The organism is Pseudomonas rubra (assembly GCF_028656935.1).
Taxonomy (GTDB): Bacteria; Pseudomonadota; Gammaproteobacteria; order Pseudomonadales; family Pseudomonadaceae; genus Aquipseudomonas; species Aquipseudomonas rubra.
Window position 1 is genome coordinate 98,311 of record NZ_JAMDGZ010000013.1, and the last position, 12,140, is coordinate 110,450.

The 12,140-nt window shown below is 61.0% G+C and carries 15 protein-coding genes; 9 read left to right on the forward strand and 6 right to left on the reverse strand.

All coding sequences use genetic code 11. From position 1 onward, the window contains the following. Positions 1–25 precede the first annotated feature (25 nt). From M5G17_RS06340 to M5G17_RS06365, 6 genes are all read right to left on the reverse strand, one after another. A complete protein-coding gene (locus tag M5G17_RS06340; RefSeq protein ID WP_273892139.1) occupies positions 26–1,519 on the reverse strand; it encodes an RNA polymerase factor sigma-54 in 1,494 nt (497 codons plus the stop codon). 180 nt (positions 1,520–1,699) lie between these two features. Beyond that, positions 1,700–2,425 (reverse strand): LPS export ABC transporter ATP-binding protein, encoded by a 726-nt coding sequence (lptB, locus tag M5G17_RS06345; RefSeq protein WP_273892140.1) that lies wholly within the window; start codon positions 2,423–2,425, stop codon positions 1,700–1,702. Continuing rightward, positions 2,426–2,950 carry a lipopolysaccharide transport periplasmic protein LptA gene (gene lptA, locus M5G17_RS06350; protein WP_038996942.1) on the reverse strand — a complete coding sequence of 175 codons (525 nt, stop codon included), beginning with the start codon at positions 2,948–2,950 and terminating at the stop codon, positions 2,426–2,428. Then, positions 2,937–3,512 (reverse strand): LPS export ABC transporter periplasmic protein LptC, encoded by a 576-nt coding sequence (gene lptC, locus M5G17_RS06355; protein ID WP_130263275.1) that lies wholly within the window; start codon positions 3,510–3,512, stop codon positions 2,937–2,939. Before lptC ends, lptA begins: the two co-directional genes overlap by 14 nt. Before the next feature lie 8 nt (positions 3,513–3,520). Next, positions 3,521–4,045 carry a KdsC family phosphatase gene (locus M5G17_RS06360; RefSeq protein ID WP_130263276.1) on the reverse strand — a complete coding sequence of 175 codons (525 nt, stop codon included), beginning with the start codon at positions 4,043–4,045 and terminating at the stop codon, positions 3,521–3,523. Then, entirely contained in the window at positions 4,046–5,020 is a 975-nt protein-coding gene (locus M5G17_RS06365) for a KpsF/GutQ family sugar-phosphate isomerase (protein ID WP_273892141.1), read from the reverse strand. A gap of 244 nt (positions 5,021–5,264) precedes the next feature. Between M5G17_RS06365 and M5G17_RS06370 the strand changes: the two genes are divergently transcribed. The 9 genes from M5G17_RS06370 to hisD all read left to right on the forward strand — a co-directional run bounded on the left by M5G17_RS06370 (position 5,265) and on the right by hisD (position 12,140). Next, positions 5,265–6,074, forward strand: coding sequence for an ATP-binding cassette domain-containing protein (locus M5G17_RS06370; RefSeq protein ID WP_273892142.1), 810 nt, complete (start codon positions 5,265–5,267; stop codon positions 6,072–6,074). Further along, positions 6,074–6,871, forward strand: coding sequence for a lipid asymmetry maintenance ABC transporter permease subunit MlaE (gene mlaE / locus M5G17_RS06375; protein ID WP_045196357.1), 798 nt, complete (start codon positions 6,074–6,076; stop codon positions 6,869–6,871). The genes M5G17_RS06370 and mlaE overlap by 1 nt, the downstream gene beginning before the upstream one ends. Then, a complete protein-coding gene (mlaD, locus tag M5G17_RS06380; protein WP_130263280.1) occupies positions 6,871–7,338 on the forward strand; it encodes an outer membrane lipid asymmetry maintenance protein MlaD in 468 nt (155 codons plus the stop codon). Before mlaE ends, mlaD begins: the two co-directional genes overlap by 1 nt. Positions 7,339–7,347: 9 nt before the next feature. After that, on the forward strand, positions 7,348–7,998 hold the full coding sequence (locus M5G17_RS06385; RefSeq protein ID WP_273892143.1) for an MlaC/ttg2D family ABC transporter substrate-binding protein: 651 nt from the start codon (positions 7,348–7,350) through the stop codon (positions 7,996–7,998). Continuing rightward, a complete protein-coding gene (locus tag M5G17_RS06390; RefSeq protein ID WP_273892144.1) occupies positions 7,995–8,300 on the forward strand; it encodes an STAS domain-containing protein in 306 nt (101 codons plus the stop codon). The genes M5G17_RS06385 and M5G17_RS06390 overlap by 4 nt, the downstream gene beginning before the upstream one ends. Before the next feature lie 115 nt (positions 8,301–8,415). Next, positions 8,416–8,655 (forward strand): BolA family protein, encoded by a 240-nt coding sequence (locus M5G17_RS06395; RefSeq protein WP_273892145.1) that lies wholly within the window; start codon positions 8,416–8,418, stop codon positions 8,653–8,655. 24 nt (positions 8,656–8,679) lie between these two features. After that, positions 8,680–9,945, forward strand: coding sequence for a UDP-N-acetylglucosamine 1-carboxyvinyltransferase (murA, locus tag M5G17_RS06400; protein ID WP_273892146.1), 1,266 nt, complete (start codon positions 8,680–8,682; stop codon positions 9,943–9,945). A gap of 107 nt (positions 9,946–10,052) precedes the next feature. Next, positions 10,053–10,688, forward strand: coding sequence for an ATP phosphoribosyltransferase (gene hisG / locus M5G17_RS06405; protein ID WP_115088578.1), 636 nt, complete (start codon positions 10,053–10,055; stop codon positions 10,686–10,688). A gap of 126 nt (positions 10,689–10,814) precedes the next feature. Continuing rightward, complete coding sequence (hisD, locus tag M5G17_RS06410) at positions 10,815–12,140, forward strand: histidinol dehydrogenase (RefSeq protein ID WP_273892147.1); 1,326 nt, start codon at positions 10,815–10,817, stop codon at positions 12,138–12,140.

A 12,140-nucleotide genomic window follows, 5' to 3' on the forward strand; every position in this document is an offset into this window, starting at 1 on the left:
CTGCGGTGGCACACCTCAGGAGCCGTTACATCAATCGCTTGCGCTCGCTCGACGGTGCAATGCCGAGGGACTCGCGGTACTTGGCGACGGTGCGACGTGCTACCTGGATGCCTTGTGCCTCCAGTAAACCAGCGATCTTGCTGTCACTCAATGGCTTTTTCTGATTTTCCGCTGCAACCAGTTTTTTGATGATCGCGCGGATCGCCGTGGACGAGCATTCACCGCCTTCGGAGGTGCTGACGTGGCTTGAGAAAAAGTACTTCAGCTCGTAAATTCCGCGGGGCGTGTGCATGTACTTCTGCGTGGTCACGCGGGAAATGGTCGACTCGTGCATACCCACCGCCTCGGCGATATCGTGTAGCACCAGCGGCTTCATCGCCTCGTCACCGTGGTCGAGGAAGCCACGCTGATGCTCGACGATCTGGGTGGCGACCTTCATCAGGGTCTCGTTGCGGCTTTGCAGGCTCTTGATGAACCAGCGCGCTTCTTGCAACTGATTGCGCATGAAGGTGTTGTCGGCGCTGGTGTCGGCGCGGCGGACGAAGCCTGCATATTGCGGGTTGACCCGCAGGCGCGGTACCGCTTCCTGGTTGAGCTCCACTAGCCAGCGCTCGTTGTCCTTGCGCACGATCACATCAGGGACCACGTACTCGGCTTCGCTGGACTCGATCTGCGAGCCTGGGCGCGGGTTGAGACTCTGCACCAGTTCAATGACCTGACGCAGCTCGTCTTCCTTGAGCTTCATACGGCGCATTAGCTGGCTGTAGTCGCGGCCTCCGAGCAGGTCGATGTAGTCGCTGACCAGGCGCTGGGCTTCTGTCATCCACGGCGTGCGTGGCGGCAGCTGGCGCAATTGCAGCAGCAGGCATTCGCTGAGGTTGCGCGCGCCGATGCCGGCCGGCTCGAACTGCTGGATGCGGTGCAGTACGGCTTCGACTTCGTCCAGCTCGATATCGAGCTCGGGGTCGAAGGCTTCGCAGATTTCTTCCAAGGTCTCGTCGAGGTAACCCTGGTTGTTGATGCAGTCGATCAATGTCACGGCAATCAGCCGGTCGGTATCGGACATTGGCGCCAGGTTCAGTTGCCAGAGCAGATGGCTCTGCAGGCTCTCGCCAGCGGAGGTACGGGTGGTGAAGTCCCACTCGTCATCGTCGTTGCTGGGCAGGCTGCTGGCACTGGTCTGGTAGATGTCTTCCCAGGCGGTGTCGACGGGTAGCTCGTTGGGGATGCGTTCGCTCCACTCGCCCTCTTCGAGGTTGTCCACCGTCGGGGCGGACTCCTGGAAGCTGGTTTCCTGGACTTCGGCGACGGGTTTGCTTTCGGCGTTGTCGGCCATCGGGTCGCTGTTGTCGAAGTCGTCGCCCTCTTCCTGGCGTTCGAGCATCGGGTTCGATTCCAGCGCTTCCTGGATTTCCTGTTGGAGGTCCAGTGTCGACAGCTGGAGTAAACGTATGGCCTGTTGCAACTGCGGGGTCATCGTCAGTTGCTGGCCCATTCTTAGGACGAGCGATGGTTTCATGGCAGGGGCTTAACACCTTAATTGCCGGCGCACATGCGCCATCCACTATAAGGGCACCGAAGCGCCAACTTTAAGCAAATTATATGCCTGAAATTGCAGCGTTTGCCTAGAGCGCTTTAGCAATAAAGCCTTCATCTGGCCCTCTTGCCAGCACTCTGGCAGCGCCTCGTACTTTTAAGCTTACAGGCGGAACTCGTGGCCGAGGTAAACCTCTTTGACCAGGTCGTTGGCCAGGATGGTTTCGGCATCGCCTTCGGCGATCAGTTGACCATCGTTGACGATGTAAGCGGTTTCGCAGATATCCAGGGTTTCACGGACATTATGGTCGGTGATCAGAACGCCAATGCCCTTGGCCTTCAGGTGGTGGATGATCTGTTTGATGTCGCCGACCGAAATCGGGTCGACACCGGCAAAAGGTTCGTCGAGCAGAATGAACTTGGGCGCGGTGGCCAGGGCGCGGGCAATTTCCACGCGGCGGCGTTCGCCACCGGAAAGGCTCATGCCGAGGTTATCGCGGATGTGGCTGATGTGGAACTCCTGCAGCAGGCTTTCCAGCTCCTTGCGTCGGCCGTCGCGGTCCAGTTCCTTGCGGGTTTCCAGGATCGCCATGATGTTGTCGGCCACTGACAGCTTGCGGAAGATCGAGGCTTCCTGCGGCAGGTAGCCGATGCCGGCGCGGGCACGGCCGTGCATGGGCTGGTGGCTGACATCGAGCTCGTCGATCAGCACGCGCCCCTGATCGGCCTGGACCAGGCCGACGATCATGTAGAAGCAGGTGGTCTTGCCGGCGCCGTTGGGGCCGAGCAGGCCGACGATCTGACCGCTGTCGATCGACAGGCTGACGTCACGGACCACTTGCCGGCTTTTGTAGCTCTTGGCCAGGTGCTGGGCTTTGAGGGTTGCCATTTACTCGGCCTTCTTCTTCGGCTGGATCACCATGTCGATGCGCGGACGCGACTCGGTGACTTTGCCACCGCGACCGGCGGTAGCGATCTGTTTCACCGTGTCGTAGACGATTTTCTCGCCTTCTGTGGTGTTGCCTTCGTTGATGACCTTGGCGCGGTCGATCAGGACAATGCGGTTCTGTGGCGCATTGTACTGGATGGTCTTGCCATAGCCTTGCATCTTGTCCGGCTTGGCGGCGCTCTGTTGCTGTTCGAAGTAGGCCAGGTTGCCCACCGAGGTCACCACGTCGATGTCGCCACCGGCGGTACGGGTGATGGTCACGGTGTTGCCTTTGATCATCATCGAACCCTGGGTGATGATCACGTCACCGGTGTAGGTGGCAACGCCTTGTTTGTCATCCAGTTGAGCGTGGTCGGCCTGGATGCGGATCGGCTGGTCACGGTCGTTCGGCAGGGCCCAGGCGCTCGCGCTTCCCAGTGCTGCGCTCAGGCTGAGCAAAAAGGGGAGGGTTTTAACGAGCCTCATACTGTCCTCTTACGTTGGACAGCAGGTCCATCCTGCCGTCTTTCAAATACGCTTTCATTCCATTGCCCGTAGTGACGCCACCGGCGCCGTCGATTCTAACGGCTTGCTCGGTTTGCGCATATTGCTTCTGCGGGAATACCGTCATGCGGCTGCTGGTAATGATCATGGTGCGGTTCTTTTCGTCGGTGCGGGCAACCCGTACCGAATCGATCAGTTCGACTTCGCTGCCGTCGGGGTTCACTTCCCCGCGCTCGCTCTGCACGTGCCACGGGTAGGTGGTGCCACGGTACAGCTGCAGGTCAGGCTTGGTCAGCAGGGTGACTTCGCTGACTTTGAGGTGCTCGACCTTGTCGGCGGTCATCTCGTATTGCAGCTTGCCATCGGGCAGGAACTGCACACTGTGGGCATTCACTGCGTAGTAGTCGATGGCGCTCTGGTCGGGTGTGGCCAGCGGCTTGTTGTCGAGAAAGCTTTCAGGGCTGATATTCCAGTAGCCGACCGCCACCAGCAAGGCGGCAATCACACTGAACAGCGCAAGGTTACGGATTTTCTTACTGAACATGTGGCGCTCTACAGGTAATGGGCGTTGGCCGCGTCAAGATTGCCCTGGGCTTGCAGGATCAGTTCGCAGAACTCGCGAGCTGCGCCTTCGCCGCCCCGTGCCCGGGTAACCCCGTGGGCGTGTTCGCGGACGAAGCTTGCGGCATTGGCCACCGCCATGCCCAGGCCGACCCGGCGAATCACCGGCAGATCAGGCAGGTCGTCGCCCAGATAGGCGACCTGTTCATAGCTTAGGTTGAGCTGGCCAAGAAGCTCGTCCAGAACGACCAATTTATCTTCGCGGCCCTGGTACAGGTGAGGAATACCGAGGTTCTTTGCCCGCCGCTCGACCACCGGGGTCTTGCGCCCGCTGATGATGGCGGTGGTCACGCCGGTGTTCATGAGCATCTTGATGCCCTGACCGTCGAGGGTGTTGAAGGTCTTGAATTCGCTGCCATCTTCAAGGAAGTACAGGCGACCGTCGGTAAGCACGCCGTCAACGTCGAAAACTGCAAGCTTGATGGCCTTGCCGCGCTGGAGCAGGTCCTGGGTCATTTACATCACTCCCGCACGCAACAGGTCGTGCATGTTCAGGGCGCCGACCGGGCGCTCGTCCTTGTCGATCACCACCAGGGCGTTAATTTTGTGGTCTTCCATGATTTTCAGGGCTTCGGCCGCGAGCATCTCGGCGCGGGCGGTCTTGCCATGGGTGGTCATGACCTCTTCGATGAGGGTCTTGTGCACATCGATGTTACGGTCGAGGCTGCGGCGCAGGTCGCCGTCGGTGAAGATCCCGGCCAACCGTCCGTCGGCTTCGAGCACCACGGTCATGCCCAAACCTTTTCGTGACATTTCAAGCAGCGCGTCTTTTAGCAGGGTGCCGCGTTGTACCTGAGGCAGTTCATCGCCCGCGTGCATGACGTTCTCGACCTTGAGCAGCAGGCGGCGGCCGAGGGCGCCACCGGGGTGCGAGAAGGCGAAGTCTTCGGCGGTAAAGCCGCGAGCCTCGAGCAGGGCAATCGCCAGGGCGTCGCCCAGCACCAGCGCGGCGGTGGTCGAGGAGGTCGGCGCCAGGTTCAGCGGACAGGCTTCCTGGGCCACGCGGGCATCCAGGTTGACTTCGGCGGCCTTGGCCAGCGGCGAGTCGGGGTTGCCGGTGAGGCTGATCAACTGAATACCCAGGCGCTTGATCAGCGGCAGCAGGGTGACAATCTCGGCGGTCGAACCCGAATTGGACAGGGCCAGGATCACGTCATCGCGGGTGATCATGCCCATGTCGCCATGGCTGGCTTCGGCTGGATGGACGAAAAACGCCGTCGTACCGGTGCTGGCCAGGGTCGCGGCGATCTTGTTGCCGATGTGTCCGGACTTGCCCATGCCGACCACCACGACCCGGCCCTTGCTGGCCAGGATCAGCTCGCAAGCCTTGACGAAATCGGCGTCGATGTGGGCCAGCAGGCCCTCTACCGCCTCGAGCTCGAAGCGGATGGTGCGCTGCGCGGATTGGATCAGCTCGCTGGATTGGCTCATGTCGAAAATCGGATTGCCTGGTGAAAAGGCGGCGATTATAGCGGTAATGGGCAAAAGCCTCACCTTGTGATTGTCATACATTCGCCCACTTGGCTTAACCATAGCTGAACAACCGCTGCGGCGGCCTTGGGGCGGCCCTACCTGCGGTGCTATAGTTCGCCGCTGTTCGGCCCGCTCGGCGCGTGCGTGCCTCCACGAAGGGGGCGCGCGTCTGAGTGAGAAGGCTGCATCGCAAGGAGTCTAGATGAGCGTTGATAACGCCTACGCGGTCGAATTGAAGGGCGTGACCTTCAAGCGCGGTTCGCGCAGCATCTTCAATAATGTCGATATACGCATCCCCCGCGGCAAGGTCACCGGCATCATGGGACCTTCCGGGTGCGGCAAGACCACGCTGCTGCGGCTGATGGGCGCACAGCTGCGTCCGGCCAGCGGCGAGGTCTGGGTGGCGGGTCAGAACCTGCCGGCCCTGTCGCGCAGTGACCTGTTCGACGCCCGCAAGCAGATGGGCGTGCTGTTCCAGAGTGGCGCGTTGTTCACCGACCTCGATGTGTTCGAAAACGTCGCCTTTCCGCTGCGCGTGCATACCCAGCTGTCCGACGAGATGATCCGCGACATCGTCCTGATGAAGCTGCAGGCCGTGGGTCTGCGCGGCGCCATCGAACTGATGCCCGACGAATTGTCCGGCGGCATGAAACGCCGGGTCGCCCTGGCCAGGGCCATCGCTCTGGACCCGCAGATCCTCATGTACGATGAACCGTTCGTCGGCCAGGACCCGATCGCCATGGGGGTGCTGGTGCGGCTGATCCGCCTGCTCAACGATGCTCTTGGTATCACCAGCATCGTGGTCTCCCATGACTTGGCAGAAACCGCCAGCATTGCCGACTACCTCTATGTGGTGGGTGACGGTCAGGTGCTGGGGCAGGGTACCCCGCAAGAGCTGATGGGTTCCGACAACCCGCGCATCCGTCAGTTCATGAAAGGCGATCCGGATGGCCCGGTGCCCTTTCACTTTCCTGCGCCGGATTACCGCGCCGATCTTCTGGGGAAGCGTTGATGCGCAGAAAATCCTTACTCGAACGTATTCGTCGCTTTGGCCGTTCGGCCATCGACGTGCTGGCCATCCTCGGCCGTTCATTCCTGTTCCTGCTGCACTCGCTGGTCGGGCGCAGCGGCACTGGTGGCGGCTTCCAGCTGCTGGTCCGGCAGCTGTACTCGGTGGGCGTGCTGTCGCTGGCGATCATCGTCGTTTCCGGGGTGTTCATCGGCATGGTCCTGGCCCTGCAGGGCTTCAGCATCCTGACCAAGTACGGTTCGGAACAGGCGGTGGGGCAGATGGTCGCCCTGACCTTGCTGCGCGAACTTGGCCCGGTGGTTACCGCTCTGCTGTTCGCCGGCCGTGCAGGTTCGGCGCTGACCGCCGAGATCGGCAACATGAAGTCCACCGAGCAGTTGTCCAGCCTGGAAATGATCGGTGTCGATCCGCTCAAGTACATCGTCGCGCCGCGGCTATGGGCCGGTTTTATCTCGCTGCCGTTGCTGGCGCTGATTTTCAGCGTGGTCGGCATCTGGGGCGGTTCGTGGGTCGCAGTGGACTGGCTGGGCGTCTACGAGGGCTCATTCTGGGCCAACATGCAGAACAGTGTTTCCTTTACCGATGATGTGCTCAACGGGGTGATCAAAAGCCTGGTTTTTGCCTTTGTCGTGACCTGGATTGCCGTATTCCAGGGCTATGACTGCGAGCCCACTTCAGAAGGGATCAGTCGTGCCACTACCAAGACCGTGGTCTATGCCTCATTGGCAGTACTGGGTCTGGACTTTATTCTGACCGCCTTGATGTTTGGAGATTTCTGATGCAAAACCGCACCCTGGAAATCGGTGTCGGCCTGTTCCTCCTGGCCGGGATTCTGGCGCTCATCCTGCTGGCCCTGCGTGTCAGCGGCCTGTCGGCGAGCCCGAGCAGTGACACCTACAAAATTTATGCAAACTTCGACAATATTGCCGGTTTGACTGTCAGAGCTAAAGTGACCATGGCCGGTGTGACCATCGGCAAGGTCACCGCCATCGATCTGGATCGCGACACCTTTACCGGTCGGGTAACGCTGCAGCTGGAAAAACAGGTAGACAACCTGCCGGTCGACTCCACTGCATCTATCCTCACCGCTGGGCTGCTCGGCGAGAAGTACATCGGTATCAGCGTGGGGGGAGAAGACACGGTGCTCAAGGATGGTGCAACCATTCACGACACCCAGTCGGCGCTGGTGCTGGAAGATCTGATTGGCAAGTTCCTGCTCAATACCGTTGGCAAAGAAGCTAAATAAGGAGTTTTCATGATTTCGATCCTGCGACGCGGCTTGCTGGTGTTGCTGGCAGCGCTGCCATTGATGGCTGGCGCATCTGCTCTGTCTCCCAAAGAGGTGATTGAGAAGACCACCACTCAATTGCTGGCTGACCTGCAAGCCAACAAGGAACAGTACAAGGCCAACCCGGGCGCTTTCTATGATGCGCTCAACGCCAACCTGGGCCCGGTGGTCGATGCCGATGGCATTTCGAAAAGCATCATGACCGTCAAGTACTCGCGCAATGCTACTCCCGCGCAGATGCAGCGCTTCCAGGAGAACTTCAAGCGCAGCCTGATGCAGTTCTATGGCAATGCACTGCTTGAGTACAACAACCAGGGCATCACCGTCGGTAAAGCCACGCAGGATGGTGATGAGCGTGCCAGCGTCGACATGAGCGTCAAGGGCAACAACGGCGCCGTGTACCCGGTGCAGTACACCCTGACCAATATCAAAGGCGAATGGAAAGTGCGTAACGTCATCGTCAACGGCATCAACATCGGTAAGCTGTTCCGTGACCAGTTCGCCGACGCCATGAACCGCAACGGCAACAACCTGGACAAGACCATCGACGGTTGGGCGGGCGAAGTGGCCAAGGCCAAGGAAACCACCGAAGGCGCAGCCGAGAAGCAAGCGCAATGAGTGCCAGTGCGGTAACCATGAGTGAACCGGGTGTATTGAACCTGGCTGGGGTGCTGGATTACAGCAGCGGGCCTGGCCTGCGCAAGCAAGGCAAGGCCCTGATCGCCGCGTGCAAGGCCCAAGGGCTGGTGCTCGACTGCTCGCAGGTCGAGAAGTCGAGCAGCGTCGGCCTGTCGCTGCTGCTGGCGTTCATGCGTGATGGCAAGGCGGCCGGAAAGGCCGTCGAAGTGCGCGCCATGCCCCAGGACATGCGTGAAATCGCCGAGGTTTATGACCTCGATGAAGTACTGGCCGGGCAGTGATTGCCCGCCAGCAGTTGGCCCCTCTGTCAGAGTCTCCGATTACGGGGTTCGCAGGCGAGGGGCTTTTTTGTATGATGGCCGACCCGCGCGCAAAGGGCGCCGATTGAGGTTGAGCATGCAGGCCGTAGAAGTTAAGAACTTCCTTGAAGCAAAGTTGCCGGGAACCCGGGTCGAAGTTGAAGGCGAAGGCTGCAACTTCCAGTTGAACGTGATCAGTGACGAATTGGCGGCCCTGAGCCCGGTCAAGCGTCAGCAGCAGATCTATGCTCACCTTAACCCGTGGATCACCGATGGCAGCATCCATGCGGTAACCATGAAATTTTTCAGCAGCGCAGCCTGGGCTGAGCGCACCTGAGCCAACTTGGCGGCGAGACTCTAAATGGACAAACTGATTATTACTGGCGGCGTTCGCCTCGATGGCGAAATCCGCATTTCCGGGGCAAAGAATGCTGCCCTGCCGATCCTGGCGGCCACCTTGCTCTGCGACGGCCCGGTCACCGTTGGCAACCTGCCGCACCTGCACGACATCACCACGATGATCGAGCTGTTCGGGCGCATGGGCATTGAGCCGGTCATCGACGAGAAACTTTCGGTCGAAATCGATCCGCGCGCTATCAAGACCCTGATTGCGCCGTACGAGCTGGTTAAAACCATGCGCGCCTCGATCCTGGTGCTGGGCCCGATGGTTGCCCGTTTCGGTGAGGCTGAAGTCGCCTTGCCTGGCGGTTGCGCCATTGGTTCGCGTCCCGTTGACCTGCACATCCGCGGCCTTGAAGCCATGGGTGCGAAGATCGAAGTCGAAGGCGGCTACATCAAGGCCAAGGCACCTGAAGGCGGCCTGCGTGGTGCGCACTTCTTCTTCGATACCGTCAGTGTGACCGGTACCGAGAACATCATGATGGCCGCAGCCCTGGCCAAGGGCCGCAGCGTGCTGCAGAACGCTGCGCGCGAGCCGGAAGTGGTAGACCTTGCCAACTTCCTCAACGCCATGGGCGCAAACGTCCAGGGCGCCGGCACCGACACCATCACCATCGATGGCGTCGAGCGCCTGGGTTCGGCAACCTACCGGGTCATGCCCGACCGTATCGAAACCGGTACCTACCTGGTGGCCGCTGCCGTGACTGGCGGTCGCGTCAAGGTCAAGGACACCGATCCGACCATCCTTGAAGCCGTGCTTGAGAAACTCAAGGAAGCGGGCGCCGAAGTCACCACCGGTGAAGACTGGATCGAGCTGAACATGCACGGCAAGCGGCCCAAGGCCGTCAACCTGCGGACCGCTCCGTACCCGGCGTTCCCGACCGACATGCAGGCGCAGTTCATCTCCCTCAACGCCATTGCCGAAGGCACTGGCGCGGTGATCGAGACGATCTTTGAAAACCGCTTCATGCACGTCTACGAAATGCACCGTATGGGCGCCCAGATCCAGGTCGAGGGCAACACTGCCATCGTCACCGGGACCAAGTCCCTCAAAGGCGCTCCAGTGATGGCCACCGACCTGCGGGCTTCGGCCAGCCTGGTGCTGTCGGCGCTGGTTGCAGATGGCGACACCTTGATCGACCGCATCTACCACATCGACCGTGGCTATGAGTGCATCGAGGAAAAACTGCAGATGCTCGGCGCCAAGATCCGTCGCGTACCGGGCTAGTCTGTGAGTGGCGCAGGGACGCGCCAGCCAATTGCTGCATAGAATTGAATGCGACCGGGCCTGTTGAGGTCCGGTCGGCTGTAGCCGCATAAGGACCGACGTTTCCCATGTTGACCATCGCGCTATCCAAAGGTCGGATTCTCGACGACACCCTGCCGCTGCTGGCAGAGGCCGGTATTGTTCCGACCGAGAACCCGGACAAGAGCCGCAAGCTGATCATCCCTACGACTCAGGAAGACGTGCGTCTGCTGATCGTGCGTGCCACTGATGTGCCGACCTACGTCGAGCACGGTGCCGCCGACCTGGGTGTGGCCGGCAAGGACGTGCTGATGGAGTACGGTGGCCAGGGCTTGTATGAGCCGCTGGACCTGCAGATTGCCCAGTGCAAACTGATGACCGCCGGCAAGATCGGCGCTGCCGAGCCCAAGGGCCGCCTGCGCATTGCCACCAAGTTCGTCAATGTCGCCAAGCGTTACTACGCCGAACAAGGCCGTCAGGTCGACATCATCAAGCTGTATGGCTCGATGGAGCTGGCGCCGCTGATCGGTCTGGCCGACAAGATCATCGACGTTGTCGATACCGGTAACACCCTGCGTGCCAACGGCCTGGAACCCCAGGAACTGATTGCCACCATCAGCTCCCGGCTGGTGGTCAACAAGGCTTCGATGAAGATGCAGCACGCCCGCATCCAGAGCCTGATCGACACCCTGCGCCAGGCTGTCGAATCGCGACACCGCGGCTGACCTCTGCGCGCGACCTTCGCTGTCGCGCCCGTCTATCCGCGTCATAGCCAATTTTCTCGGGTGCCCGCGCGGATGGACTGGTAGCTTAGGGCGCCTGAGCAATCGCCATTTATTGAGGCCCTCGCTATGACCACGTCCACTGCAATCGCCCGACTCAATGCCGCTGACCCGGATTTCGCCCGACATCTGGATCATCTGCTGAGCTGGGACAGTGTGTCTGACGACGCGGTCAACCAGCGCGTGCTCGACATCATCAAGGCCGTGCGCGAGCGTGGCGATTCGGCGCTGGTGGAGTTCACCCAGCGCTTTGATGGCGTGCAAGCCACCTCGATCGATGACCTGATCCTCGGTCGCGAACGCCTGGAACTGGCCCTGACCCGTATCACCCCGGCGCAGCGCCAGGCTCTGGAGAAGGCCGCCGAGCGTGTGCGCAGCTACCACGAGCGGCAGAAGCAGGACTCCTGGAGCTACACCGAGGCTGACGGCACCGTACTTGGCCAGAAGGTCACGCCACTGGACCGTGCCGGCCTATATGTGCCTGGCGGCAAGGCGTCGTACCCCTCGTCGGTGCTGATGAATGCGATCCCGGCCAAGGTTGCCGGTGTTGCTGAGGTGGTCATGGTCGTCCCGACCCCGCGTGGCGAGGTCAACGAGCTGGTGCTGGCCGCCGCCTGCATCGCCGGTGTCGACCGGGTCTTCACCATCGGTGGCGCCCAGGCAGTTGCGGCCCTGGCCTATGGCACCGAAAGCGTGCCGCAGGTCGACAAGGTGGTCGGTCCGGGCAATATCTACGTGGCCACGGCCAAACGTCATGTGTTCGGCCAGGTAGGCATCGACATGATTGCCGGCCCTTCGGAGATCCTCGTGGTCTGCGACGGTCAGACCGACCCGGACTGGATCGCCATGGACCTGTTCTCCCAGGCCGAGCACGACGAAGATGCCCAGGCCATCCTGGTCAGCCCTGACGCCGAGTTTCTCGACAAGGTGGCTGCCAGCATCGACAAGCTGCTGCCGACCATGGAACGCGCCGAGATCATCAAGACCTCGATCAACGGTCGGGGTGCGCTGATCCAGGTGCGCGACATGCAGCAGGCGATGGACGTTGCCAACCGCATCGCGCCAGAGCACCTGGAGCTGTCGGTGGCCGATCCGCAAGCCTGGCTGCCGCAGATTCGCCATGCCGGTGCGATTTTCATGGGCCGCCACACCAGCGAAGCCTTGGGAGATTACTGTGCAGGCCCCAACCACGTGCTGCCGACCTCCGGCACCGCGCGCTTCTCATCGCCGCTGGGGGTGTACGACTTCCAGAAGCGTTCGTCGATCATCTTCTGCTCCGAGCAGGGCGCGTCCGAGCTGGGCCGCACCGCCTCGGTCCTGGCCCGTGGCGAATCGCTGACCGCCCACGCCCGCAGCGCCGAATACCGCATCCTTGCCGACAAGAAGGGGAACTGA